The organism is Streptomyces sp. WG5 (genome assembly GCF_049974565.1).
In the GTDB taxonomy this organism is placed as follows: Bacteria; Actinomycetota; Actinomycetes; order Streptomycetales; family Streptomycetaceae; genus Streptomyces.
In genome coordinates, this window is record NZ_JBNGGC010000002.1 from 292,834 (window position 1) to 318,079 (window position 25,246).

Here is a 25,246-nt window from a genome sequence, read left to right on the forward strand (position 1 = left end):
GTGTCCGGACGACCGGGGAGCCGCGCGTCGCCCCTTCCAGGTGGCGGTCGGCGGTGAGGAGATCGGCGGGCTGACCGCGGCACTCCCCCGGGCCGGTCGTCGCCGACCGGCCCGGGGTCCGGTGCGGGGGAGGAGGTGCCGGTACGGCGTCAGCCGCCCAGCGCGCCGAGGACGACGTGCTTGGCCTCCTCCTGCACCTGCCGGAGGTGGTCCGCCCCGAGGAACGACTCCCCGTAGATCTTGTAGACGTCCTCGGTGCCGGAGGGGCGGGCCGCGAACCAGGCGTTCTCGGTGGTCACCTTGATCCCGCCGATGGACGCGCCGTTGCCCGGTGCCTCGGTGAGCACGGCGGTGACCGGCTCCCCGGCGAGCGTGTCGGCGGTGACCTGGGCCGGGGACAGCTTGGCCAGGCGGGCCTTCTCCTCGCGGCTCGCCGGGGCGTCGATGCGGGCGTAGGCGGGTTCGCCGAAGCGTGCGGTGAGGGCGGCGTAGTGCTCGGAGGGCGTCCTGCCGGTGACGGCGGTGATCTCGGAGGCGAGCAGCGCCAGGATGATGCCGTCCTTGTCCGTGGTCCACACCGAGCCGTCCCGGCGCAGGAAGGACGCCCCGGCGGACTCCTCACCACCGAAGCCGAGCGTGCCGCCGACCAGCCCGTCCACGAACCACTTGAAGCCCACGGGTACTTCGACCAGCCGCCGGCCGAGATCGGCGGCGACCCGGTCGATCATGCCGGAGGACACCAGCGTCTTGCCGACGCCGGCATCGGCGGGCCACTCGGTGCGGTGGGCGTAGAGGTAGGCGATGGCGGTCGCGAGGTAGTGGTTGGGGTTCATCAGCCCGGCGTCCGGGGTGACGATGCCGTGCCGGTCGGCGTCCGCGTCGTTGCCGGTCGCGATGGTGAAGCGGTCGCGCTGCTCGATGAGCGAGGCCATCGCGTGCGGCGACGAGCAGTCCATGCGGATCTTGCCGTCCCAGTCCAGCGTCATGAAGCGCCAGGTGGGGTCGGTGAGCGGGTTGACGACGGTCAGGTCGAGGCGGTGCTCTTCGGCGATCCGGCCCCAGTACGCGACGGAGGCGCCGCCCAGCGGGTCGGCACCGATGCGCACGCCCGCCGAGCGGATCGCGTCGAGGTCCAGGACGCTCGGCAGGTCCGAGACGTAGGCGCCGAGGAAGTCGTGGCGGCCGGTGCCGGGCGCGGCGAGCGCCCGGGCGTAGGGGATGCGCCGTACGTCCTTCAGGCCGGCCGTGATGATCTCGTTGGCCCGGTCCTGGATCCAGGAGGTGGCGTCCGAGCCGGCTGGGCCGCCGTTCGGCGGGTTGTACTTGAACCCGCCGTCGGCGGGCGGGTTGTGCGAGGGGGTGACGACCACACCGTCGGCGAGGCCCGAGGCACGGCCGCGGTTGTGGGTGAGGATGGCGTGCGAGACCGCCGGGGTGGGGGTGTAGCCGTCCGCGGTGTCGATGAGGACGGCCACGTCGTTGGCGGCGAACACCTCCAGCGCGGTGATCCTCGCGGGCTCGGACAGGGCGTGCGTGTCGGCGCCCAGGAACAGCGGACCGTCGGTGCCCTGTGCGGCGCGGTATTCGCAGATGGCCTGGCTGGTGGCGGCGATGTGGTCGTCGTTGAACGCCGCCGCCAGGGACGATCCGCGGTGCCCGGACGTGCCGAAGGCCACGCGCTGCCCGGGCTCCGCCGGGTCCGGGTGCAGGGCGTAGTACGCCGTCACCAGCCGGGCGACGTCGATCAGGTCCTCGGGGCCGGCCGGCTTCCCGGCTCGGTCATGCTGCATTGCGCCCACTCCTCCGCATCGGTCGGGACTTTCCTCGCGGTCCCATCTTCCCCTGTCCGGGGAGCGGTGCCGGACGTTCCGGCCGAGGTCCGGGGTGGACGTCGTGCCCCGGGCGGTGGCGGCGCACCTGAGCGGGCCGGCCCCTGACCGCCGGCTGACCGACGGACGCGGGCCGGGGCAGCACGGTGTCCGCCTCCGTCGCACCGTGTTCTCACGCCGTGGAAACCCGGCTCACAGGGCGGGAGCGGCACGTAACGCCGCGCGTTCCCCGGTACCCCGGGTACCGTCCGGCCGGCGGCCGGCCATGGCGCAGACGTACAAGGGCCGGAGCACCGTCAGCCGCCGCAGTCCGGCCGGCGGTGACAGCGGGAACATGAGGAGCCGATGCCGCACGGTCGCGTCCGTTCGCCGGGCGGCGAACGGACGCAGGCTGACGAGGTGGTTCACGGCACAGCCGGTGACCACGGCGTACTGGGCCGGCGATCGGTCTGCCGGCGCAGTTCCGGTGAGGCGAGAACGGCCGCGTCAGGATCGTCGATCGGCGGCCCGCCGCGAGCCCGGGTCCACGGTCTCGGCGGGCCGGGTCGGCCGACGGGCCGGGCGACGTGACGCGACCGTCCGTGACACTTCAGATCCGGCCGCCGGTGAGGCGGGTGAGGGGGCCGTGCGTGTGGCGTCCCGCGCGGCGGCCCACCGCGTACGAAGCGGCGCTCAGCGCGGTGATGCCGGCACCCATGCCCGCGGCGACGAGCTTGCGGTGGGCGATGGCCGTCCACGCCGTCTTCGCCGTGGACGCGACCTGCCCCGAGGTGGTGACGACCGCCTGGCGGCCGGCTTCGACGCCCTTGGCCGCCGTCCGCACGGCGCCGTTCGCGGCCTGTGCCGAGCGCTGGGCACCGGCCTTGGCCGCTGACGCGGCGTCACCGGCCTTGTGCGCGGCGGCCTGTCCGGCTCGCGAGGCGGGAGCAGTCGCCTTGTCCGCGGCGTCGCGGGCCTTGGACTCGGCGGTCCGTGTGGTGTTGGGCTTCTGGTTCGTGTCCTTGTCCGGATCGCTCATGGACACCGCCTTGCCCCTCACTCGGACGGCAAACACGCGCGGCGGTTTCAGCGGCCGGGGACACCGGGCTCCAGAGTCAGGCCACGCCGGGCAGCGCTCGCGGCTCGACGCGCTCCTCCACCGCACGGTCGCCGTCACGGGTCACCACATAGGCGCCCTTGCCCGGGACCTCCGCCACCGCCTCGGCCAGCTCGGTGCCTCGGTAGACGAGGCCGACCCCGTCGTCCGTGCAGTGCGCCGTCGGCAAGGTGCCGTCGGCGACGAGCCGGTGGATCAGGGGGCGGCGGCCCCGGTCCACGTCGTAGTGCACACCGTTGCCGTAGGGCAGGAAACCCAGGGCGTCGGTGATCGGGCGCAGCTGGGGGCCGAAGGAGTCGGTCGCGCCGCCTCGGAACCAGCAGAGGGACCCCGCGCTCACCCCGCTCAGCACGACCCCGGCCTCCCACGCCCGGCGCATGATTCGGTCGAGACCGTGCACGCGCCACACGGCCAGCAGGTTGGCCACCGAGCCGCCCATGACCCAGACGACGTCCTGGGCGAGCACCGTCTCCTCGACATCCTCCACATTGGGCATGGGGAACAGATGCAGCGGCGTCAGATCGAAGCCGGCGACGCGGCCGGCCTCCGTCATCCGGGCGGTGAAGTGCTCGGCGTCCCCTATGGCCGTGCCGACGTAGAGCACGCGGGGGCGCCGACCGTGCGCGCCCGAGAGATCCACCGCGTGGTGCACCAGGGCGTCGAACGCCACCATGGTCCGGCCACCCGCGCGGTGCCCGCCGGAAGTGGCAAGAATGGTCGGTTCCGGGGCGGTCATGAGGGTGATCCCAGTAACCTGGCGGCCAGGCTCGTCGGTCGGTTCGCCGAAGCGTGGTCTCCCTCAACGTCTGGGATTCCACGGGCTGCTGAGTGTCCGGCACTGGCCGAGGGACGTACCGGGGCCGAGTCACCCGCCAGGAACGCACCGCGTCACGGTCCGCCCGGCCGTCGCCGACGACCCTTCTGATCCCCCCGGCCCACCCCCCTCGGCCCACCCGGTTCCGCTCACGTCACGCCCGTCCCCGGGTGGGGAGTCACCATGCCGTCCGACACCTTCGGGCACGCGCGACGGGAGCAGCCGGGTGACTCCGTCCGGCTGCTCCCGTCGTGCTTCTCCGGTTCCTCTCGTACTTCTGGCGTCTGTTGTTCGTGCGGTTCTGCCGTCGGTTGTCGTGGTTCCGCTGTCGGATGGTTCTTCTCGCGGCGCTTCGGGGCGGGCGCTCAGTCGCGGTCCACGTCCTCGCGCAGGATCTTGCCGTTCGTCGCGTCGACGTCCACGGTCGTCTTGTTCCAGTTGTCGGTCGACACCACGTCGACGGACCACAGGAGCTGCTGGTTGTCGTTCTCGTCCAGCTCGACGCCGGTGACGGTGCCCTTGGTCTTGTCGGTGGCCACCTTCACGGCCTGTTCCGGGGTCTGGGTCGCCTTCTTCAGCCGGTCGGCGAGCTGCTGCTTGTCGTCCGCGTCCTGGTCCTCGACCTGGGTGCGGAAGACGTTGCCGGAGACGGCGTCGACGTCGATCCGGTACACGGTGCCGTCGGGGGTGGCGACCTTGGCCTCCCACTCGGGAGCGCCCTGGCTGGGGGCCGGGTTCGGCATGCTGGGACTGGGCGAGCCGGTCGACGCGGTGGCCTCGGCGGAGGTGGGCTTCAGTTCGAGGTCGACGAGCTTGCCCTCGGGGACCTCCTTGACGGCGGTGTCGGCCGCCTTGTCCCAGGTGACCTTCGCCTTCGGGACCAGGGCCTGTCGCTCGGACTGGTCGTCGGTCAGGGTCTCCGAAGGAGAGGGGGAGGCCGTGCCGGTGGGGGAAGCGGTGTCGGTGGGGGAAGCGGTGTAGGTGGGGGAAGCGGTACTGGTCGGGGACGTGTCGGGGGGAGTGGTCTGAGCCGCCTCGGCGACACTGGAGCGTGCCGTGTCGGCGTTCGTGCAGCCGGTCATCAGGAGGACGGAACTGCCCAGGGCGCAGATGACGGCCATCGAACGAAGAGGCGGAAGACGTCGCACAGAGCTCATACACCTCTCCGTAACCGTATGACCTTCTTGCCATACCGGTTCGGGAGGGAAACCACCGCAATGGCCGATACGGTTCAGCGCGCCGGTGCCAGGCGCGGCCCGGTGTGCTCCAGCCACTCCCGGTAGGCGGTGGACTGGCGTGCCGCCTCCCAGTACGCCTCCTCCAGCGCCGGGTAGCAGGCGTCCAGCTCGGTCCGGGTGCGCGCGGCCAGCAGCAGGCGCACGCCGAGGGGGTCGCCGTACAGGCGCCGTACCGCCGTGTCGGGGCGTGACGGGGAGCTCGGCTGGCATACGGTCACGACCTCGCCGGTGGCGACGAGGGAAGCGGCGGTGTGGTAGTCGCCGTGCAGGACGCGCGGGTCGAGGCCGACGGCGCGCAGCATGCGGTGCACGCCGTCCCACTCGCCGTCGACGGTGGGGTCGACCATCCAGCGGTCGCCGGCCAGGTCGGCGAGGCGGACGACGGACCGGGTGGCCGCGGGGTGGTCGGCGGGCAGCATGACGAACTGCGGTTCGCGCTCCACGAGGACCCGTGTCCGCAGCCCCTCGGGGACGTGCAGCGGACAGCCCTCGACCTCGTGCACGAAGGCGACGTCGAGCTGGCCGTCGGTGACCCTGCGCAGCAGGGCGTTGGCGGAGACGTCCATCTGGAGCGTCGGTTCCAGGCCCGGCCGTCTGAGCCGGCGCAGCCAGCCGGCCAGGGCACGGCTGGCGGTGGAGCCGACGCGCAGCCGGCTGTCGCCGCCGACCGCGGCGGCGCGGGCCTCGCGGACCAGGGTGCGCATGTCGGTCAGCAGCGGACGGGCCCGGCCGAGGACCGTCCGGCCGAGCGGGGTGGGACGGCAGCCGGTGCGTTCGCGGACGAACAGGGGCCCGCCCAGGGCCTGTTCGATGCGGTTCAGCTGGGCGCTCAAGGTCGGCTGGGCGACGCCCAGTTGGCGTGCCGCCCGGTGCAGGCTGCCGGCGTCGGCGATGGCGCACAGTGCGCGTAGGTGCCTCACCTCGAGCTCCATGCAGGGAGCGTAAAGCGGAACAGTTGGTTGCGCCAGGTGAACAAAACCCGGCGGAACAGGGCGAGTTCTGCACTCCGGTCGAAGCTGTTCCCGGCCGGTGCAGGCCCGGTGATAGCCCGGTCCTATCGCCTGCTGCCATCATCACGCGGGCTCATGGGCGCTCCACACTCACCGATGACGACTTCTCCCCACTCCCCCACACAAGGAGTCATCGATGCGCATCAGCCTGCCCCTGCTGTCCACCGCGATCGGCCTCGGCCTGACCGCGACCGTGCTGGGCACCGGCCCCGCTGCGACGGCCGCCGCTCCACAGCCCCAGGACCAGGCCCGGACCGCCCACGCCGGCTACCGGCCCTCCGCCGGCCCGGGCGAAGACGCCGCCGCCAACCGGGCGTTCTTCGAGGCGGTCATCAAGTCCGTTGCCGAGAAGCGCGCTGCCGACCCGGCGTCGACGGCAGCCGTCACCGTCTACTACAGCGCCACCAACGCGCCCAGCTTCCGATCGCAGATAGCGCGCTCCACCCGGATATGGAACGGCTCCGTGTCCAACGTGCGGCTCGCGGAGAGAAGTTCGGGCGCCGACTTCGCGTACTACGAGGGCAACGACTCGCGCGGTTCGTACGCGTCCACGGACGGGCACGGCAACGGCTACATCTTCCTCGACTACCGGCAGAACCAGCAGTACGACTCGACCCGCGTGACCGCCCACGAGACCGGGCACGTGCTCGGTCTGCCCGACCACTACTCCGGCCCGTGCAGCGAGTTGATGTCGGGCGGCGGCCCCGGCCCGTCCTGCACCAACGCCTACCCGAACGCCAACGAACGCGGCCGGGTGAACCAGCTGTGGGCGTACGGCTTCAAGGCCGCCCTCGACAAGGCGCTGCGGAAGACCTCTCAGCGCTGACCGCCCGAGGCGGCACACGTGTGCGGGGGCGGCCGGGCCCGCCCCCGCACACGTGTGCCGCCGTATCCGTTCCAGCACGCCGCCCGCGAAGACGCCGTACAGGGGCGGCGTCCTCGGACGGACGTGGTCCGGTGCCGGTGTGTGTGGGGTGGCGGCTGCAGGGGAAGAGCGGTCAGCGACGTCCATCGGGTGGCCTCCCCGTCGTCGTGGACGTGCCCCTCGGCCGCGTTGGCCGGGTGTGCCGGCACCGGGAGTGCGTCAGGCCGGCCGGCGGTCGCCGCGCCGAACCGTGCGGCGCTCAGGTACGCGCGACGGCGGGCAGCGCGCCGAGCACGGCCCGGTGTACGGCCCGGGCCAGCCGGGCTCCCCACTCGGAGCGCGGGCCGGCGAAGGAGTGGACCTCGGCGCCGGCCTGCGGGGCGCGGGCTGCGACGCACACGGCGTCCGTAGGAGTGCCGGAGCAGTCGAGGCCCGACTCCAGCAGCGCCTGGACCTTGGCCTCGGTCGCCGTCATCACGGCGTTGACCAGGGCGGCGTCGCTCAGTGCGACCGGCAGCGCGGTGACGATGTTGATCGTCCCGGGTGCGGTGGGTCCGGTGGCACCCTCCTGTGGTGAGGCCGCCCAACCGCGTACCGAGATGCCCGCGGTCACCACGGCTTCCGCACCACCGTCCCGTGCACCGGCCCGGGCGGACACGTCGGCGGCCGTCATCAGGCCCACCCCGGGCCCCCGGGCGCCTGCGGCGCGAGCCAGGTCGGCCAGGTGCCGCGCCGGGTCGGTGCGCCGGTAGCCGTGGGCGACCTGGGCATTGAGCACCCACGCACGGTCGGCGATCCCGCCGCCGAGCACCGCACTGCTGGCCATCCGCCAGCCCGGTCCCGGGCGCCACAGCAGGGCGTGCAGCCGTTCGCCGTCCTCCGTGCGCGTCAGGTGCTCCGGGTTCAGCAGGCGGGACCCGGTACGGGGCGGGGGCAGGAGGGCGGGCACCGGTCGGGGCTCCTTGCGGCGGTCGGGGAACGCGGATCAGCGGACGGACGTCGGGTGACGGATGCGGGAGACGGATGCCGGGGGGGGACAGACGTCGGGGACAGACGTCGGGGACAGATGCCGGGAACCGGCGTCGGGGGCGGACCGGACGATCGTACTCAGTGCCCCGTGCCGACCGGGCGGGGCGTCCGGTCCGCACGCGGGGCGCGTTGCGGACGCGGTGCCGGGCGCCTTCACTGAACACAACGTCGCCATCAGGCGTCGGATCGGAGGCCGCAATGCTGTCCCACACCCTGGAGCATGGGGTCCTGGTCATCACGCTGGACCAGGACCCGGGAATCGACGGGCGGGCCACGCTGACCACGCACATCACCAACCTGGTCGACGCCCATCAGCCGACCCCCGTCGTCATCGTTCTCACCGAGCGGGCCTCCGGCCCCGCCGCCGTCAGTGCCGTGCTCCGGGCCCACCAGTGGTGCGCTCGGCTCGGCGTCCTGATGTGCGTCGTCACCCACAGCGCGCCCGTCCGGCGGCTGCTGGAGGACAACGCCGACTCCTCCGGTCCGCGGCTGGTCGTGCACGCCCGCGTCGACACCGCCATCACCACCGCGTTCACCGCGGCGGTCTAACGCCCCGTACGCCGTTCCCGCGGCGGCCCGGCTGCCCGTGCCCGGGAGGGTGCGACCGCCTGCCGCTACTGCTGTCCGAGCCAGAGGTCGGGGCCGAAGACCTCGTAGTGGACGTCCTGGGCCGGCACACCGCGGCGCAGCAGGTCGCCGCGGACGGCGCGCATGAAGGGCACCGGGCCGCACAGGTAGGCCGTGAGCCCCGGGGGCAGTTCGAGACCGGCGAGGTCGGCGCGGCCGGCGGCTGCCTCCGGGGCCTGGTCGCCGGGCTCCTCGTACCACAGGTGGAGCCGGGCGTCGGGCAGTGCGCGTATCAGGTCGAGCTGTTCCTGCCGGTGGGCGTGGTCGGCGGGGGTGCGGTCGGCGTGGACGACGGTCACCGGGCGGGTGGCGCCGGCGGCGGCCAGGTGGTCGAGCATGGCCAGCACGGGGGTGACGCCGATTCCGGCGGAGGCCAGCAGCAGCGGGCCGTCGTCCTCGGCCAGGGCCAGGTCGCCGAAGGGTGCGGACACGGTGAGCACGTCCCCCTCGCGGGTGTGCGCGTGCAGCCAGGAGGAGACCTCGCCGTCCGGCTGCCCGTCGCCCTGGACGCGCTTGACGGTGATGCGCAGGCCGGACCGGCCGGGCGCCGCGGACAGGCTGTACTGGCGGATCTGCCGGGAGCCGTCGGGCAGTTCGGACCGCACGCTGACGTACTGGCCGGGACGGAAGGGCTGGGTGGGACGGTCGTCGGCCGGCCGGAGTACGAAGGAGACCGCGTCGGGGCTCTCCTCGCGGCGCTCCGCGACCTCCATGCGGCGCCAGACGTCCCCCTCGGCGGCCCCCGCCTCCCGGTAGAGGCGGGTCTCGACGGCCACGAGCGCGTTGGCCATCAGCCAGTAGACCTCGTCCCAGGCCGCGGCGACCTCGGGGGTGACGGCGTCGCCGAGGACCTCCGCTATCGCGGCGAACAGATGGCGGTGGACGATCTTGTACTGGTCGGAGGTGACACCGAGGGAGGCGTGCTTGTGCGCGATCCTGGAGAGCATCACGTCCGGGCGGGCGTCGGGGCGCTCCAGCAGCATGCCCGCGAACGCGGCGATGGAGCCCGCCAGGGCCCGCTGCTGCTCGCCGTTGGCCTGGTTCCCCCGGTTGAACAGGTCCCGCAGCAGCTCGGGGTGGGCGTCGAAGAGCTTCCGGTAGAACAGCGTGGTGATGTCACCGATGGCCGCTCCTACCGCCGGAAGGGTGGCCCGGACCACGGGGACGGACTGTTCGGAGAGCACAGCGACTCCTTAATCGGTAGATGATATGCGTGTTTTCGGTCACGGCTCGGCGCCGGCCCGCCGGTCACCGCTCCGCGCCCGGCGGCGGGCCACTCCGTCATCCGGCAGGGCGGTCCGTCAGCCCGACCAGGACCGGGCCGGTCGGCGAGGCCACCAGGTCGGCCACGGTCAGCGGGTCGAGCGCGGCGTAGAACGCCTCCTGCGCGTCCCGCAGCGCACCGCGGAGCCGGCAGGCCCCTCGCAGCGGGCACGGCGTATCGCCCTCGCAGGCGACCACCTCACCGTCGCCCTCGAGTTCGCGCACCAGCCGGCCCACGGAGGCGTGCCGGCCCGGGCCGGTCAGCGTCAGACCGCCGCCGCGACCGCGCCGCGCCTCCACGACGCCGAGGTGCTGCAGACGCGTGATGGCCTTGGCCGCGTGCGTGTACGGCACGCCGACGACCTCGGCCACCTCGCGGGTGGTCGGCGGGGCGTCACCGTCTCTCACGACCGCCAGGCGCATGACGGAACGCAGCGCCAGGTCGGTGAATTTCGTCAGCCGCACAGCCCGGACGCTATCAAATACGCATAATGGATTCGTGTTTACTTACGACGATGGCTCTGTGGAGTGCGTCACGGGACGTCCCACGACGGACGGTGACACCTGATGGCAGCGGAAGACAGCGGCTCCCCCGCTCCGGCGGCCGGTCCTCCCCTCCCCCGGGTGCTGTGCGACACCACGGAACTCCTGCCACCCGGTGGCGACGCGAGGTCCGGCGCCCTGTGGAAGCTCGCGGAACCGGGGCGGCAGCTCGACGCCAACGTGGTCCGCGTCCCCGCGGCGGGACGGGTCGACACGCACACCGAACCGGACCTCGACGTCCTGCTGCTCGTCCTCGACGGCGAGGCCGTCCTGCTCCGCGCCGACGGCGAGAGTCCTCTGCGCCCGGGCGTCCTGACCTGGCTGCCGCACGGCGCGACCCGAGCCGTCGTGGCCGGCCCCTCCGGGGTGACGTACCTGACCGTGCACCGGCGCCGCCCCGGTATGCGCATTCAGCCACCGGCTGCCGCCGACCGGCTGCGGCCGGACCCGGACGGCGCCTGAGCCGCGGTCAGCCGACCCGTGCGCGCTGACTCAGACGTCCGTCGTGCACCTCGGTGACACGGTCGGCCGCGGCCAGATGGGCGTGGTCGTGGGTGACCAGCACGGTGGCGGTGCCCCGCTCCCTGGTGAGGCGGCCGATCAGGCCGAGGACGGCGGCGCCCCGCTCGTGGTCGAGGGCGCTGGTGGGTTCGTCGACGAGCAGCACACCGGGGTCGTTCATCAGGGCGCGGGCGATGTTGACCCGCTGGCGCTGGCCGCCGGAGAGCTGGTGGGGCCGGCGGTCGGCCCGGTCCGCCATGCCGACCGCGTCGAGGAGCTCCCGCGCCCGGCCGCGGGCGGCGCGCGGTCTGCGTCCGTCGATGTGGGCCATCACCTGGAGCTGCTCGGCCGCGGTCAGCGCCGGCAGCAGGTTGGGCTGCTGGAAGACGATGCCGATCCGGTGCCGGCGCAGGTCGGCCAGCTCCCCTCGGCTCATCCCCGTGGTGTCCGTGCCGTCGACGGTGACGGTGCCCGTGTCGGGCGTGATGAGGGTGGCCGCCACGGCCAGCAGGCTGGACTTGCCCGAGCCGGACGGGCCGATGACGGCGGTCAGACAGCCCCTCGGAACGTCCAGGGTGACGCGGTCGAGGGCGGTCAGGCGGCCGTCGCCGTCGGGGTAGGAGAGGGTGATGTCGGTCAGGTGCAGGCTCATCGGGCGCTCCCCAGGGCGGTCAGCGGGTCTACGGAGGTGATGCGGCGCACCGCGAGGCCTGCCCCGAGCGCGCCGAGGAGGACCGTCACGGCGGCCGGGACGAGGACGGTGGCGGGAGTGAGGACGAAGGGGACGGCCGAGCCGGACACCGCGGCGCCGATCGCCGCGGCGGCGGCGGTACCGACCACGGTGCCGCCGGCCAGCAGCACGACGGCCTGGCCGAGCGCGTCGCGCAGCAGTGCGGCGGTGGTGGCGCCCAGCGCCTTCAGCACGGCGATGTCGCCGCTGCGCTGAATGGTCCACACGGTGAAGAAGGCGCCGATGACCAGGGCCGAGATGGCGAACAGGAAGCCGCGCATCAGTTGCAGGGAGCCGTTCTCGGAGGAGTAGGAACCGATCGCGGAGAGCGACTCGTCCTTCGTCACGGTCTCGGTGCCCGCCGCCCGGTCCGTCGCCGCGGTGTCGGCGCCGGAGACGGTGTCCAGGACGATCACCGTCGCCGCGGGTGCCCCGGCGCCCGTGGCGGGCGGGGCGACGGCCTGCCAGGTGCGCAGGCTCGTCCACACCACGGGGGTGTGGCTGAAGGAGTCGTCGCGGTCGGTGGCGGCGACGGTCAGCAGCCGGCCGGCGAGGCTGACGGTGTCGCCCTCGCGCACGCCGAGTTCCTCGGCCGCGGCGGGCGGCATCAGGACCGTACGGTCGTCGACACGGTCGCCGTCGGGTGCCAGGGGCGAGCCGGGTTCGACGCCGAAGACGGAGACGCCGGTGCTCCGGTCGTCCGCGGTGGCCCGGGTGGTGGTGATACCCAGCGGCTCGGCGCGGTGGACGCCGGGAGCCTTCGCCCACCGGCGCCACTGGTCCTCGGTGACGGTGGAGTCCGCGTACGACAGGTCCTGACCGCCGCTCGGCGCGGCGAAGGCGATCCGGTCGGCGGGCAGGGAGGTGACGGCGGAGATGTTCTCGCGGGCCAGGCCGGCGGTCAGCCCGGACAGCAGCCCGACCAGCAGGGTGATCAGTACGACGACGCTGCCCATCAGGGCGAACCGCCCCTTGGCGAACGTCAGGTCTCTCAAGGCGACAAACACGTCTTCGCCCGGCCTTTCGACAACGGTGGGAGTCAGGGTGCGCGGCCGACGGAATCGGCGACGTGTCCCACCGTCGCCGCTCGAAGGCCTCGCGGGCATCGCTCCTGGGCGGGGACTTCGCGGGCCGAAGGGTGCGGCCCGGCTTGCACCTTTCGACAGATGCCCGGCCCCGGCACGGTCCGTAGGCTGGGGTGATCGTGAACGCGCTGACTCCCACCACCCGGGCCACGTCCTGGAGCCTGCACCTGCTCGTGGCCGGCCTGCTCGCCCTGGCGGCGGTGCGGGCGGCGACGGACGACCGGCCGCACGCCCCCGCCGTGATCGCCGTGGCGGCGGCGGTGGGCGCGGTGTACGCCGTGGGTCCGGCGCTGCCCGCCGTCCGGGCCTCCCGCCGTGCGGCCGCGTCGTGGCTGGGCGCGGTCGGCGCGGTGTGGCTCGTGCTGCTGGCCCTGTCCGCCGAGGGGGTGTGGCTGGCGTTCCCGCTGTACTTCGTCCAGCTCCATCTGCTGTCCCGCCGTGCCGGGCCGGTGGCGGTGACCGCCACGGCGGTCGCGGCGATCGCCGCGTTCTCCGCCCACCGGGGCACGTTCACCGCGGCCACCGCGATCGGCCCGGCGCTCGGGGCCGCCGTCGCCGTGGCGGTGGTGTGGGGCTACCAGGCGCTGTACCGCGAGAGCGAGGAGCGGCGCCGGCTCATCGAGGAGCTCACCGTCACCCGGGCCGACCTGGCCGACGCCCAGCGGGCCGCGGGCGTGCTGGAGGAACGCCAGCGGCTGGCCCGGGAGATCCACGACACGCTCGCCCAGGGCCTGTCCAGCATCCAGTTGCTGCTGCGTGCCGCCGAGCGGGCCCTGCCCGACCGGCCGGGGCCCGCGGCCACCTACGTGGGCCAGGCCCGCCGGGCCGCGGTGGACAACCTCGCCGAGGCCCGCCGGTTCGTCGTCGCCCTCTCGCCGCCGGCCCTGGACGACACGACCCTCGCCGACGCGCTGGAGCGGCTGTGCGCCACCACGGCCGAACGGCACCGCCTCGACGTGCGCTTCCGCCTCGACGGCCGGCCCCGCCCGCTGCCCACCGCGCAGGAGGTCGCCCTGCTGCGCGTCGCGCAGTCCGCGCTGGCCAACACGGTCGGGCACGCCCGTGCCGACGGCGCCGAGGTGACCCTGAGCTATCTCGGCGACGCCGTCGCCCTCGGCGTCACCGACGACGGGGTGGGTTTCGATACCGCCGCCGTGTCCGCCCGCGGGCCGGAGGGCGGCGGCTTCGGACTGGCCGCCATGCGGGCCCGTATGCACGCCGTGGACGGCACGCTCCGCGTCGAGTCCGCTCCCGGACGCGGCACCGCGCTGACCGCGCGGCTCCCGCTCACGCCCACCCCTGCCCGCGACACCGAGGACCCCGCCGGTCCCGCCGACTCCCATGAACCCCACCACCCCGAGGCCCAGCCGTGACCGAGACCACCCCGCCGCCGATCCGTCTGCTGCTCGCCGACGACCACCCCGTCGTCCGTGCGGGGCTGCGTGCGGTGCTGGAGACCGAGGAGGGCATCACGGTGGCAGCCGAGGCCGCGACCGCCGAGGAGGCCGTCGAGCGGGCACAGCGGGGCGACATCGACGTCGTCCTGATGGATCTGCAGTTCGGCAGGGGCATGAACGGCGCGGAGGCCACGGCCGCGATCACCGCACGGCCGGGGGCACCGCGCGTCCTGGTCGTCACCACGTACGACACCGACGCCGACACACTGCCCGCCATCGAGGCCGGAGCCACCGGCTACCTCCTCAAGGACGCGCCTCCCGAGGACCTGGCCGCCGCCGTGCGCACCGCGGCGACGGGCCGGACCGCGCTCGCGCCCACGGTCGCGGACCGGCTGATGACCCGCCTGCGTGAGCCGCACACCTCGCTGACCCGCCGGGAGACCGAGGTCCTCACCCTGGTCGCCGAGGGCCTGTCCAACCAGCACATCGCCGAGCGGCTCCATCTGACCGAGGGCACGGTGAAGTCCCACCTGGCCCGCGTCTACACCAAGCTGGACGTGGACTCCCGCACCGCCGCGGTGGCCACCGCCACCGCCCTCGGTCTCATCCGGCGGTGAGCCGGGGGTCCCGGGGCCGCGCCGGGATTCGCCCGGGGCTCGGCCGGCGCGGCAGCCGGCCGAGCCGTCGAGGGCGCCCGGGGCGGCGGCGACGGGCGAGCGCGGTGACCGGGACGCACCGGGCGCCGATGCGGGCGCGATCTCCCTGTTGCGTCGGGCCGTCCGCGGGGCACTCCTCCAGGGAGCGAGGAGGAAACGGTATGGAGGACTGGCGTGGGTTCGCGCAGCAGATGGCCTCCCTGGCGCGTGATCTGCTGGCGCAGGAATCGGTGAACGACACGCTCGAGCGGATCACCGGTTCGGCCAAGGAGCTGGTGGAGGGCTGTGACGCCGCCGGCATCCTCATCCTGCGCGGCGACCACGTGCGGTCACTGGCGCCCACCGACCAGGTGGTCATCGACAGCGACGAGCTTCAGGGACGCGTCGGGGAAGGGCCGTGCTTCGACGCCGCGCGCACCTCCGAGGGGCCGCGGCAGTTCCGGATCGCCGACTTCACCGACGAGGCGCGGCGCTGGCCCAAGTACGTGCCCGAGGCCCGCACGCTGGGCCTGGGCAGCATGATGGGCTTCCTGCTGTTCACCGAGGACGAGGATCTCGGGGCGCTGAACATCTACTCGTACCGGCCCGGCGCGTTCACCGACGCCAGCGAGACGGCCGGCTGGCTGCTGGCCTCCCACGCCGCGGTCGCCTTCTCCAGCGCCCGTACGCACGCCCAGCTGCAGGAGGCCATCGGTACCCGGCACACCGTCGGTGAGGCCATGGGCATCCTCATGGGCAGGCACCGCCTGACCGAGGACCAGGCCTTCGCCGCGCTGCGCCGGTACTCGCAGGACCGCAACGTGAAGCTCCGTGACGTCGCCCGCCAGGTCTGCGACCAGGGTGGTCTGCCCTGAGCCACCTCGGGGGCCACGCCGGTATCCTGCCGGGCGGCCGGCGTACGGCCGCCCGGCAGCGGGCACACGTCAGCGGTGACCTTGGCTGACTTCCTCTTCACCGTCCTCGGGGCGGGCGCGCTCGCGGCGGCCGTGCTCCCCCGGCTGGTGGCCGGACGGCCCCTGTCCATGCCGCTCGTCTTCCTGGCCTGCGGGGTCGCACTGCAACTGCTGCCCGCGCCCCTGCCGGAGATCGACCTGGTGCGCGACCGGGTCTGGGTGGAGCACCTCACCGAGATCTGCCTGATCATCTCCCTGATGGGTGCCGGGCTGGCCCTGAACCGCCCCTTCGGCCTGCGCCGCTGGCGGGCACCGTGGCGGCTGATCGGCATCACCATGCCGCTGACCATCGCGGTCACGGGGCTCCTCGCCTGGTGGTTGCTCGACTGGCCGCCGGCCGCCGCGCTGCTGCTCGCGGCCGTGCTCGCGCCCACCGACCCGGTCCTCGCGTCCGAGGTGCGAGTGGGCGCGCCGACCGACTCCGAGCACGACGAGGACGAGGTGCGTTTCGCGCTCACCAGCGAGGCCGGCCTCAACGACGGCCTCGCCTTCCCCGTCGTCATGGCGGCGATCGCGTTGACCGCGGCGGCGGGTACCGGCCTGTCCGGCGACTGGGTCGGGCACTGGCTGCTGGTCGACGTGCTGTACAGGTGCGTGGTCGGAGTCCTGGCCGGCCTGGCCGTCGGCAGACTGCTCGGCTGGCTCTTCTTCCGCGCCGGCCGGCAGGCGGTGCGGCTGTCCGAACACCGGGAGGGCTTCGTCGCCCTGGGTGCCACGTTCCTCTCCTACGGCGTCACCGAACTCGCCCACGGATACGGGTTCCTGGCCGTCTTCGTCACCGCCTGCCGTATCCGTGCCGCCGAACGCGACCACGGCTACCACGCCGTGCTCCACGACTTCGTCGAGCAGGTCGAACGACTGCTCACCGCCGGGCTCCTCTTCCTGCTGGGCGTCTGTGTCGCGCAGGGTGCGCTGGCCGACCTGACCTGGCGGGGCGCTGCCGTCGGGCTGCTCGTGCTGCTCGTCGCCCGGCCGCTGACCGGCTGGGTCGCGCAGTTCGGCACGGCCGCGGGCCCTCGGGAGCGTCTCGTGACCGCCTTCTTCGGCATCCGCGGCATCGGCTCGCTGTTCTACCTCGCCCACGCCCTCGGCACGGAGGGCTTCCACGTCCCGGCCGGGGAGCTGTGGGCCGTGGTGGCCTTCACCGTCCTCGCCTCCGTCGTCCTGCACGGGGTGACCGCTTCGCCGGTGATCTCCCGCCTCGACCGGCTGCGGCGGCTCCGAGCCGGTGGCCGCCGCAGGACCGGACAGGCACCGACCGAGGACGACGTGGCGGACGAGCGTCTGTGACGCGCCCTGCCGACGCATGTCACCGGCAGCACGCGGCGCTCGCGTCATGTTGTGCACGAAACCCTTCTCATTTCGATCACGAACTCTCGTATAGTGATCGCCAGTTGCATGCCGTGTGACAGATGTCATCACACACGCCCGAAGGACGACACGAGGGCCGCCCCGGCGGCCTGGCGAGGACCCGATTGATGACCGCGCCCGCCCGCCCCGGCGACTGCCCCGTTCCCCGCGCCCTCGCAACCGCGGCCCTGCCCTGCGCGGTGGTGTCGGCACTCGCCGTCGGCGGTGCCGTCGCCGCGGCACCGTCCTCCGTACGCGTCCCCCTCGGACTGGGCGCGAGCGCCGCGGCCATCCTGCTGTGCGTGGCCGTGACGGTGGCCGTGCACGCCGTGCGCCGGGAACGGGCCACCCGCCGCCTGCTGGACTCCGCCCGCGCGGACGCGGCGGGGCTGGCTCAGGACCGGGCGCGGCTGGCCGAGCAGGAGAGACAGGAGCGGGAGCGCCTGCGGGCCGAGGCCGAGCGCGAACACGCCCGCCTGGTGGCGGAGTTCGGCCGCGAGCGGGAGCAGCTCACGGACGGTTTCGAGCGGGAGCGGGTACGTCTCGCCGAGCAGCGGGCCCAGGAGGTCGCGCGGCTCACCGAGGAGGCCACCCGGCTGCGGACGCGGCTCGACCAGGCGAACAGTGAGCGAGCCGCCGCCGTCTCGGCGACCGCCAACGCGGCCGGCCGGATGCAGGCCCTGGCCACCGGAATGCTCGCCGACCTGCGCGCCATGGAGGAACGGCACAGCGACGAGGACGTCCTCACCGACCTGCTCCACCTCGACCACCGCACCGCACAGGCGGGCCGGCTCGCCGACTCCGTCGCCGTTCTCACCGGCGCCCGCTCCGGGCGCCGGTGGGCCCGGCCCATCGGCATGGAGTCGATCCTGCGCGGAGCCATGGGACGTATCGCCGGCTACCAGCGGGTGCGCGTGCACTCGGCCAGCGACACCGCGGTCGCCGGACACGCCGCCGAAGGCGTCATGCACGCGCTCGCCGAACTCCTCGACAACGCCGCCAACTTCTCCCCGCCGACCGCCGAGGTCCACGTGTACGTCGAGGAGGTGCCGGCCGGTGTCATCGTGTCCGTGGAGGACAGCGGGCTGGTGATGGGCGAGGTGCAGCTGCGCCGGGCCCAGCAGGCGGTGGCCGGCGAGTCCGCGGGGCTCGGCGGACTGACCGGCACCCGGCTGGGCCTCGCCGTGGTGGGCCGGCTGTCGGCCAAGTACGGGCTGAAGGTGTCCTTCCGGCCGTCCGCACGCGGCGGTACGGGCGTGCTGATGCTTGTCCCCCAGGACATCCTGAGCGGTCCCGCCACCGCCGACCGCCCGGCGGCGGCCCCACTGCCCGCCGCCCCGGCCGGCCTGCCGCGCACCTCCGCCCCGGCCGCCGCCGGGTCCGGGGCGGGGCCCGCTCCCGTCGACGTCGGCCCCGAGCCACTGCCCTTCCACGAGTCGGCGGACCGCGAGGCGGACACGCCGGCCGGGTATGCCGAGCCGGACGCGGGGCTGCCCAAGCGGCGCCGCGGCCGCACCCTCGCCGCGGCCGAGCGGGCCCGGGCCACCGCCCGTGCCGCGGAGCCGCCCGCCGCGCCGCCCGCCGACGACGCCAAGGCACGCGCGGCCCGCTTCAGCAGCTTCCGCCAGGCCGTCCGGGCCACCGGACCCGCCGGCGCGCGGGACAGTGACCCGCGGGCGGAGCCCGCCGTGTCCGCACCGGCCGAGACCGCCCCCGACCACCCCGACCACTCGCACGCGCACCCGGAAGGCGACACCACTCCATGACCGGCTCGACCACCGCCGACGAGAAGCTCACCTGGCTCATCGAGGGCCTCCTGGAGCGCACGCCGGGCGCGCGGCACGCACTCGTCCTCTCCCGCGACGGACTCAAGCTGTGCCGCACCCCGGAGCTCTCCGTCGACCAGGCCGACCAGTTGGCCGCGATCGCCGCCGGCATCCAGTCGCTGTCCCACGGCGCGTCCGTGGAGTTCGGCGACGGCAGCGGCGGGGTGCGCTCGGCCATGACCGAGTTCTACGGCGGGGTCCTGTTCATCGTGGAGGCCGGTGAGGGCGCGCACCTCGCCGTCGTCACCTCCGAGGACGCGGACGCGGGGCTCGTCGGGCACAACATGAGCGAGCTCATCGAACAACTCGGCGAGCACCTCACCGCGCAGCCCCGCACGTCATGAGCCGCCCCGGCAGGGACGACGCGCCCGACCGCCTGTACACCGTCACCCAGGGACGCAGCCGGTCGGCTCCCGGCAATCCCTTCGACCTGGTCACCCTCGTCGTCGCCGAGTGCGCGCCGCGGCCCGGCATGCAGTCGGAGCACACGGCGATCCTCAGGATGACCGAGGCGCCCACGGCCGTGGTGGAGATCGCCGCCGAACTGCGGCTTCCGGTGAGCATCACCAAGATCCTGCTCTCCGACCTCCACGCCGCCGGCCGGGTGAGCGCACGCCACCCGTACACGGCAGCCGTCCCCGATCCCGACCTCCTGGAGCAGGTGCTCGTTGGACTCCGCAATCTCTGACGCCCGTACCCCAGCGCGCACGCCCCTGGGTGCGTCCGCCGACAACGGCCTGAAGATCGTGGTCGTGGGCGGGTTCGGTGTCGGCAAGACGACCCTGGTCCGCTCGGTCAGCGAGATACGTCCCCTCAACACCGAGGAGACGATGACACAGGCCGGCGAGGCGGTCGACGACATCAGCGAGGTGCGCGGCAAGACCGCGACGACCGTGGCCTTCGACTTCGGCCGCATCAGCCTCGACGCGCGCAACGTGCTGTATCTGTTCGGCGCGCCCGGCCAGGAGCGGTTCTGGTTCCTGTGGGAGCGGCTGTTCTCCGGCACGCTCGGCGCGGTGGTCCTCGTCGACACCCGCCGCATCGACGACTCCTGGTACGCCATCGACCGACTGGAGCACCACGGCACGCCGTTCATCGTCGCCTGCAACGACTTCGGCGGCCCCGAGCACCCGCCCGAGGCCGTACGCGAGGCCCTCGACCTGGATCCGCGGGTGCCTCTGGTCTCGTGCGACGCCCGGTCCCGCGAGTCCGGCAAGCAGGTGCTGATCACGCTCGTCGAGCACCTCCAGGTCCACTACGCCGGCCACCCGGCCCGGCCCCGACAGGAGTTCGTGTGAGCACCGACGCCACCGACGCCGCCATCGCCACGGACGCCGTACCGCTCGGCGGCCCCCGCTTCCAGACCGAACCCGCCCTGCTGTACCGGCAGATGCGGCGCGAGCACGGCGCCGTCACCCCCGTGCTGCTGGACGGGGACGTCCCGGCCTGGCTGGTGCTCGGCTACCGCGAACTGCACCAGGTGACCGGCGATCCGGTGCTGTTCAGCCGGGACTCCGGCCTGTGGAACCAGTGGGAGAACATCCCCGGCGACTGGCCGCTGCTGCCGATGATCGGCCGGGCACAGCCGTCGATCCTCTACACGGTCGGCGAGCGGCACCGCGAACGCGCCGCCATGATCAGCAACGCGCTGGAGGCGGTCGACCCGCACGTCCTGCGCGGCCACGCCGAACGCTTCGCCGACGAACTCGTCGACCGGCTCTGCGCCAAGGGCGAGGCCGACCTCGTCGGCGACTACGCGATGCTGCTGCCGGTGCGGGTCCTGGCCCGGCTGTACGGATTCCCCGACGAGCAGGGTCCCGCGCTCGTCACCGCCCTCAACGACATGATCGACGGCCGGGAGCGGGCCATCGCCGGCCAGACGCACCTGGCCACGTCGATGGCGGGCCTCCTCGCCGACCGGAAGGCGGCGCCCGCCGACGACGTCGCCTCCCGGATGCTGGCCGACGACGGCGGCTTCAGCGAGGAGGAGGTCGCCCAGGACCTGATGGTGATGCTGGCCGCGGGCCACCAGCCGACGGCGGACTGGATCGGCAACTCGCTGCGCCTGATGCTGACCGACGACCGGTTCGCCGCCTCTCTCTTCGGTGGCCGCAACAGTGTCGCCGAGGCCATGAACGAGGTGCTGTGGGAGGACACGCCCACACAGAACGTGGCCGGCCGCTGGGCCGCCCGCGACACCCGGCTCGGCGGGCGCCACATCCGCGCCGGCGACCTGGTGCTGCTCGGTCTGCAGGGCGCCAACTCCGATCCGCAGGTGCGCACCGACGGCTCCGCGCTCACCGGCGGCAACAACGCGCACTTCTCCTTCGGCCACGGCGAGCACCGCTGCCCCTTCCCCGCCCAGGAGGTCGCCGAGGTCATCGCGCGCACGGGCATCGAGGTCGTCCTCGACCGGCTGCCGGACATCGACCTGGCCGTGCCCGCCGGATCCCTCGTCCGTCGCCCCTCGCCCTGGCTGCGGGGGCTGACCGAGTTGCCCGTGCGGTTCACCCCGACCACTGCCCTGGGAGGCACGTCAGCATGACCACCGGCACCGAAGAAGTCACGATCCCGCTGGACCCGTTCGTCACCGACCTGGACGGCGAGAGCGCCCGGCTGCGCGCGGCCGGGCCGCTGGCCGCCGTGGAACTGCCCGGCGGCGTACCCGTGTGGGCCGTCACCCACCACGCCGAGGCCAAGGCCCTCCTCACGGATCCCCGCCTGGTCAAGGACATCAACGTGTGGGGGGCGTGGCAGCGCGGCGAGATCCCCGCCGACTGGCCGCTCATCGGGCTGGCCAACCCCGGCCGTTCGATGCTCACCGTGGACGGCGCGGAGCACCGCCGGCTGCGCACCCTGGTGGCGCAGGCACTCACGGTGCGCCGGGTGGAGCACATGCGGGGGCGGATCACCGAGCTCACCGACCGGCTGCTCGACGAGCTGCCCGCGGACGGCGGCGTCGTCGACCTCAAGTCGGCCTTCGCCTATCCCCTGCCCATGTACGTCATCGCCGACCTGATGGGCATCGAGGAGGCGAGGCTGCCGCGGCTGAAGGTGCTGTTCGAGAAGTTCTTCTCGACGCAGACGCCGCCCGAGGAGGTCGTCGCGACCCTCACCGAGCTGGCCGGGATCATGGCCGACACGGTCGCCGCGAAGCGCGCCGCTCCCGGCGACGACCTGACCAGCGCGCTGATCCAGGCGTCCGAGAACGGCGACCACCTCACGGACGCGGAGATCGTGTCCACGCTCCAGCTGATGGTCGCCGCCGGTCACGAGACCACGATCTCGCTCATCGTGAACTCCGTGGTCAACCTGGCCGCCCACCCCGAGCAGCGGGCCCTGGTGCTGACCGGGGAGGCGGACTGGTCCGCGGTGATCGAGGAGACGCTGCGCTACTCGACGCCGACCTCGCACGTCCTGATCCGCTTCGCGACCGAGGACGTCCCGGTCGGCGAGAAGGTGATACCCGCCGGCGACGCGCTGATCGTGTCGTACGGCGCGCTGGGCCGGGACGAGGAGGCGCACGGCCCGACGGCGGGCGCGTTCGACATCACCCGCACCTCGCCCAGCCGGCACATCTCCTTCGGTCACGGCCCGCACGTGTGCCCCGGCGCGGCCCTGTCCCGGCTGGAGGCGGCCGTGGCGCTGCCCGCGCTCTACGCCCGGTTCCCGCGCCTGGACCTGGCGGTACCGGTGTCCGAGCTGCGCAACAAGCCGGTGGTCACGCAGAACGACCTCTTCGAGCTGCCGGTCAGGCTGGCGTAGCGGCATCCGGCCGGGCCGGGCCGTCACCCGCGGGGCGTTTGCTCCCCGCCCTGCGGGTAACTCCGGCATTCCGGACGCCGACCAGGACGCCGACCCCCGGGAGTCGCCATGTGGAAGCGCAAGAGCAGGAAGGGCCGTCGGGCCGCGAAGCCGGTCCCCGTGGAGCTGTGCGACCTGTGCGCCAGGGTCTTCCCCGCGGACGAGTCCGTCAGCGGCTACGTGCCGGACTCCTCCGCGGCGCACTCCGTTCACACCTGGGCCGACGGGCTGCGGCTCATCACCGCGTGCTGCGACGACCACTTCGACGTGGTCAAGGCGGGCTACGCGCACCGGCCCTTCGTGGAGGAGGAACTGTGGGCGGCGAAGCTCACCCGGACCCTGACCACGGGCCCGCCGGGGCTCTCCATGGAACAGCTCGGCTGCCGGACGGGGCTCCAGGAGCCGCAGATACGTGCCGCCATCGCCTGGCACAACGAGCGCATGCGCGAGCAGCAGCGCACTGACCCGTGACCCCCGGCCCGGCCGACGCGGTCGCAGCCGGTCGCCGCCGGCGTCGCGTGCTCCCTCGGACCGTGCCGTGAGCCGTCAGCGCGCGCCGCCCTCCAGTGTGATCACCGTCTTGATGCCCTCGGCGTTCCGCTCGAACGCCGAGGCCGCCCGCTCCAGCGGCACGCGGCGGGTGAGAAGCCGGTGGAGCCATTCCCGGTCGGCTCGCGCCAGGGCGTCGGCGGCCTGCCGGAAGTGGCGGAGGTTGGCGTTGACGGAACCCACCACGACGTCGTTCTCCAGCACGATGGCGCGGTTCACCGCGCCCGCGTCGACGGTCAGGCGCCGACCGGCGGCCGAGACGCCGGTGAGGCAGACGATGCCGTACGCCGCCGTCCCGCGGACCGCCTCGCACACCAGCGCGGCGGCCCCGGTGGCCTCGACCACGACATCCGGGCGTACGGCGGTGAGCACGTCGCCCGCCCCGTCGCTGTGGTAGGTGGCTCCGAGGGCGCGCACGAGGTCCGGTTTGGGTCCGTCCGTGACCCGGTCCAGGACATGCACGTCGAGGCCGCGCTGCCGGCCGAGCAGCGCGGCGAGGAGGCCGATGGGACCGGCGCCGGTCACCAGGGCCCTGCGGGGCTCGAACCAGGCCCTGGCACCCACCTTCTCGATCTGTTCCCACGCCTTGGCCACGACACTGGTCGGCTCCATGAGAACGCCCGCCAGTCCCAGCGCGGCGTCGACGCGCACGGCGTAGTCGGTCTCCAGGCACCACAGCTCGGCGCCGTACCCGTCGAGCTCCCTGATGCCGCGTTCGCGGTAGCGGCCGTTGCGGCACATGTCGAACTCTCCGTGCGCGCAGGCGCCGCAGGGCTCGGGGTCGGGGCGCCGCACCACGCCGGCCACCAGGTCGCCGGGGGTGAATCCGCTGCCGTGCGGCGCCTCGGCGACGCGCCCCAGGGACTCGTGGCCGAGGATCAGCCGACCGCGGTCCGGCACCGCCCGGCCGTACTCGCCCGAGGCGATCTCCCGGTCCGTACCGCACAGACCGAGGGCCACCCCGCGGACCAGGAGTTCACCGGCGGCCGGCTCGGGGTCCGCGACCTCCTCCACCCCGAGCGAGCCGGGCCGGCCGGGGCGGACAGTCAGTGCGCGCATGGTGCTCACCTCTCGGCTCGTCCTCCCGGAGCCGGTTCCCCGCATCGTTCGGCCCATGCGAAGGCCGTTCGGTCGGCCTGCGGCGGGCATCCGGGGGACGCCGCGTTTGTCCGGTCCGCCGCCGGGTCACTCAGTTCCGCGTCCGCGAGCCGTCGAAGGGAACGCCCGAGGAGCATCCGTGAACCGCTTCCAGCCGTTCCACCGTGTGTGGGACCGGTTGGCCGCGTCCGCCCTCGTCCGGCGTGGCCGGGACCTGGAGCTGATGCACCGGGCCATGGGGTTCGCCACGCTCGCCCTGGTCACGCTGGCGCCGCTGCTGATCGTGGTGGCCGCCTTCGATCCCCTGGGGCGGGGCGGTTTCGCGTCCTGGCTGGCCGACGGCATGGGGCTGTCCGGCCGGTCCGCCCGGGTGCTGACCGACATCATCAGTCCGCCGACCAAGGTCGTCGGCACCACGAGTGTGTGGGGCGGTATCGCGCTCGCCGTGTTCGGCGTGTCCTTCGCGGCGAGCGTGCAGAACGGCTACGAGCGGATCTGGGGGCTGCCCTCCGGTCCGTGGCACCGGGTCTGGCGCCAGATGACCTGGGTGGTCGCGCTGACCGCGTACCTCTACCAGGAGGTGCAGACGCGGACCGCTCTGCACGGGTCGGTGCGGATCGCGCTGTCCACGGCGACGGGCGCACTGTTCTTCTGGTGGGGTCAGCACTTCCTGCTGGGCAGCCAGATCCGCTGGCGGGACCTGCTGCCGGGAGCGATCGCGACCATGGTGGGCCTGATCGGACTGCGCGGCTTCTCGTACCTCGTCTTCACACCGCTCATCCTCGACAACGCGATCAGCTACGGCACGGTCGGCATCGTGCTGGTGGTGGAGTCCTGGCTGATCGGGGTGGGGTTCGTGGTCTTCGGCGGCGCGATGGTCGGCCACTGGTTCTGCGAGCACCACTGGTGGACACGCACCATCGACCGTGAATGACCCGTTCGGACAGACCGTTTCGAACGGCCGGGCCGCCCGGACCGACCGC

Annotated in this window: 26 protein-coding genes; 15 read left to right on the forward strand and 11 right to left on the reverse strand. The window is 73.6% G+C overall.

Features of this window, described 5'->3' with window-relative positions; genetic code table 11:
• Positions 1-149: 149 nt before the first annotated feature.
• The 5 genes from pgm to ACP4IX_RS03295 all read right to left on the reverse strand — a co-directional run bounded on the left by pgm (position 150) and on the right by ACP4IX_RS03295 (position 5,909).
• Positions 150-1,790 carry a phosphoglucomutase (alpha-D-glucose-1,6-bisphosphate-dependent) gene (gene pgm, locus ACP4IX_RS03275; protein ID WP_426554704.1) on the reverse strand — a complete coding sequence of 547 codons (1,641 nt, stop codon included), beginning with the start codon at positions 1,788-1,790 and terminating at the stop codon, positions 150-152.
• 628 nt (positions 1,791-2,418) lie between these two features.
• A complete protein-coding gene (locus ACP4IX_RS03280) occupies positions 2,419-2,847 on the reverse strand; it encodes a hypothetical protein (protein WP_426554705.1) in 429 nt (142 codons plus the stop codon).
• A gap of 76 nt (positions 2,848-2,923) precedes the next feature.
• Positions 2,924-3,661 carry a Type 1 glutamine amidotransferase-like domain-containing protein gene (locus tag ACP4IX_RS03285; protein ID WP_426520076.1) on the reverse strand — a complete coding sequence of 246 codons (738 nt, stop codon included), beginning with the start codon at positions 3,659-3,661 and terminating at the stop codon, positions 2,924-2,926.
• Positions 3,662-4,104: 443 nt separating this feature from the next.
• Complete coding sequence (locus tag ACP4IX_RS03290) at positions 4,105-4,896, reverse strand: PepSY domain-containing protein (protein WP_426520075.1); 792 nt, start codon at positions 4,894-4,896, stop codon at positions 4,105-4,107.
• A gap of 74 nt (positions 4,897-4,970) precedes the next feature.
• Positions 4,971-5,909 (reverse strand): LysR family transcriptional regulator, encoded by a 939-nt coding sequence (locus ACP4IX_RS03295; RefSeq protein WP_426554706.1) that lies wholly within the window; start codon positions 5,907-5,909, stop codon positions 4,971-4,973.
• A 214-nt stretch (positions 5,910-6,123) separates the two neighbouring features.
• Here ACP4IX_RS03295 and snpA point away from each other — a divergent pair, with 214 nt between their 5' ends.
• The gene (gene snpA, locus ACP4IX_RS03300; protein ID WP_426554707.1) at positions 6,124-6,813 is read left to right on the forward strand and encodes a snapalysin; all 690 of its coding nucleotides are present in this window, start codon (positions 6,124-6,126) and stop codon (positions 6,811-6,813) included.
• A 298-nt stretch (positions 6,814-7,111) separates the two neighbouring features.
• Here the strand turns inward: snpA and ACP4IX_RS03305 are convergent, their stop codons facing one another.
• The gene (locus ACP4IX_RS03305; RefSeq protein WP_426520069.1) at positions 7,112-7,801 is read right to left on the reverse strand and encodes an adenosylcobinamide amidohydrolase; all 690 of its coding nucleotides are present in this window, start codon (positions 7,799-7,801) and stop codon (positions 7,112-7,114) included.
• A 278-nt stretch (positions 7,802-8,079) separates the two neighbouring features.
• Between ACP4IX_RS03305 and ACP4IX_RS03310 the strand changes: the two genes are divergently transcribed.
• Positions 8,080-8,430: a hypothetical protein gene (locus ACP4IX_RS03310; protein ID WP_426520067.1), complete on the forward strand. Its 351-nt coding sequence runs from the start codon at positions 8,080-8,082 to the stop codon at positions 8,428-8,430.
• A gap of 65 nt (positions 8,431-8,495) precedes the next feature.
• On the opposite strand, the gene ACP4IX_RS03315 is transcribed toward ACP4IX_RS03310, so the two are convergent.
• Positions 8,496-9,692 carry a globin domain-containing protein gene (locus ACP4IX_RS03315; RefSeq protein WP_426554708.1) on the reverse strand — a complete coding sequence of 399 codons (1,197 nt, stop codon included), beginning with the start codon at positions 9,690-9,692 and terminating at the stop codon, positions 8,496-8,498.
• A 97-nt stretch (positions 9,693-9,789) separates the two neighbouring features.
• The gene (gene nsrR / locus ACP4IX_RS03320; protein ID WP_426554709.1) at positions 9,790-10,236 is read right to left on the reverse strand and encodes a nitric oxide-sensing transcriptional repressor NsrR; all 447 of its coding nucleotides are present in this window, start codon (positions 10,234-10,236) and stop codon (positions 9,790-9,792) included.
• Positions 10,237-10,338: 102 nt separating this feature from the next.
• Between nsrR and ACP4IX_RS03325 the strand changes: the two genes are divergently transcribed.
• Positions 10,339-10,776 carry a hypothetical protein gene (locus tag ACP4IX_RS03325; protein WP_426554710.1) on the forward strand — a complete coding sequence of 146 codons (438 nt, stop codon included), beginning with the start codon at positions 10,339-10,341 and terminating at the stop codon, positions 10,774-10,776.
• A 7-nt stretch (positions 10,777-10,783) separates the two neighbouring features.
• Here ACP4IX_RS03325 and ACP4IX_RS03330 read toward each other — a convergent pair whose 3' ends face one another.
• Positions 10,784-11,467 (reverse strand): ABC transporter ATP-binding protein, encoded by a 684-nt coding sequence (locus ACP4IX_RS03330; protein WP_426554711.1) that lies wholly within the window; start codon positions 11,465-11,467, stop codon positions 10,784-10,786.
• Positions 11,464-12,552 (reverse strand): ABC transporter permease, encoded by a 1,089-nt coding sequence (locus ACP4IX_RS03335; protein ID WP_426554712.1) that lies wholly within the window; start codon positions 12,550-12,552, stop codon positions 11,464-11,466. The genes ACP4IX_RS03330 and ACP4IX_RS03335 overlap by 4 nt, the downstream gene beginning before the upstream one ends.
• Before the next feature lie 197 nt (positions 12,553-12,749).
• Between ACP4IX_RS03335 and ACP4IX_RS03340 the strand changes: the two genes are divergently transcribed.
• From ACP4IX_RS03340 to ACP4IX_RS03390, 11 genes are all read left to right on the forward strand, one after another.
• Positions 12,750-14,003: a sensor histidine kinase gene (locus ACP4IX_RS03340; protein WP_426554713.1), complete on the forward strand. Its 1,254-nt coding sequence runs from the start codon at positions 12,750-12,752 to the stop codon at positions 14,001-14,003.
• On the forward strand, positions 14,000-14,644 hold the full coding sequence (locus ACP4IX_RS03345) for a response regulator (protein WP_426520053.1): 645 nt from the start codon (positions 14,000-14,002) through the stop codon (positions 14,642-14,644). Before ACP4IX_RS03340 ends, ACP4IX_RS03345 begins: the two co-directional genes overlap by 4 nt.
• Before the next feature lie 200 nt (positions 14,645-14,844).
• Positions 14,845-15,537 (forward strand): GAF and ANTAR domain-containing protein, encoded by a 693-nt coding sequence (locus ACP4IX_RS03350; RefSeq protein WP_426520051.1) that lies wholly within the window; start codon positions 14,845-14,847, stop codon positions 15,535-15,537.
• Between the two features lie 75 nt (positions 15,538-15,612).
• Complete coding sequence (locus ACP4IX_RS03355) at positions 15,613-16,926, forward strand: cation:proton antiporter (RefSeq protein WP_426520049.1); 1,314 nt, start codon at positions 15,613-15,615, stop codon at positions 16,924-16,926.
• Between the two features lie 188 nt (positions 16,927-17,114).
• Positions 17,115-18,752: a sensor histidine kinase gene (locus ACP4IX_RS03360; protein WP_426554714.1), complete on the forward strand. Its 1,638-nt coding sequence runs from the start codon at positions 17,115-17,117 to the stop codon at positions 18,750-18,752.
• A complete protein-coding gene (locus ACP4IX_RS03365) occupies positions 18,749-19,156 on the forward strand; it encodes a roadblock/LC7 domain-containing protein (RefSeq protein ID WP_402550436.1) in 408 nt (135 codons plus the stop codon). The genes ACP4IX_RS03360 and ACP4IX_RS03365 overlap by 4 nt, the downstream gene beginning before the upstream one ends.
• Positions 19,153-19,500, forward strand: coding sequence for a DUF742 domain-containing protein (locus tag ACP4IX_RS03370; RefSeq protein ID WP_426520044.1), 348 nt, complete (start codon positions 19,153-19,155; stop codon positions 19,498-19,500). Before ACP4IX_RS03365 ends, ACP4IX_RS03370 begins: the two co-directional genes overlap by 4 nt.
• Positions 19,481-20,110 (forward strand): GTP-binding protein, encoded by a 630-nt coding sequence (locus ACP4IX_RS03375; RefSeq protein ID WP_426520042.1) that lies wholly within the window; start codon positions 19,481-19,483, stop codon positions 20,108-20,110. The genes ACP4IX_RS03370 and ACP4IX_RS03375 overlap by 20 nt, the downstream gene beginning before the upstream one ends.
• Before the next feature lie 23 nt (positions 20,111-20,133).
• Positions 20,134-21,357 (forward strand): cytochrome P450, encoded by a 1,224-nt coding sequence (locus tag ACP4IX_RS03380; protein ID WP_426520318.1) that lies wholly within the window; start codon positions 20,134-20,136, stop codon positions 21,355-21,357.
• Positions 21,354-22,577 carry a cytochrome P450 family protein gene (locus ACP4IX_RS03385; protein WP_426520040.1) on the forward strand — a complete coding sequence of 408 codons (1,224 nt, stop codon included), beginning with the start codon at positions 21,354-21,356 and terminating at the stop codon, positions 22,575-22,577. Before ACP4IX_RS03380 ends, ACP4IX_RS03385 begins: the two co-directional genes overlap by 4 nt.
• 108 nt (positions 22,578-22,685) lie before the next feature.
• Positions 22,686-23,087 (forward strand): hypothetical protein, encoded by a 402-nt coding sequence (locus ACP4IX_RS03390; protein WP_426520038.1) that lies wholly within the window; start codon positions 22,686-22,688, stop codon positions 23,085-23,087.
• Positions 23,088-23,162: 75 nt separating this feature from the next.
• On the opposite strand, the gene ACP4IX_RS03395 is transcribed toward ACP4IX_RS03390, so the two are convergent.
• The gene (locus ACP4IX_RS03395; protein WP_426554715.1) at positions 23,163-24,224 is read right to left on the reverse strand and encodes a glucose 1-dehydrogenase; all 1,062 of its coding nucleotides are present in this window, start codon (positions 24,222-24,224) and stop codon (positions 23,163-23,165) included.
• Positions 24,225-24,402: 178 nt separating this feature from the next.
• Here ACP4IX_RS03395 and ACP4IX_RS03400 point away from each other — a divergent pair, with 178 nt between their 5' ends.
• A complete protein-coding gene (locus tag ACP4IX_RS03400; RefSeq protein WP_426520034.1) occupies positions 24,403-25,197 on the forward strand; it encodes a ribonuclease BN in 795 nt (264 codons plus the stop codon).
• The last annotated feature ends 49 nt before the right edge of the window (positions 25,198-25,246 follow it).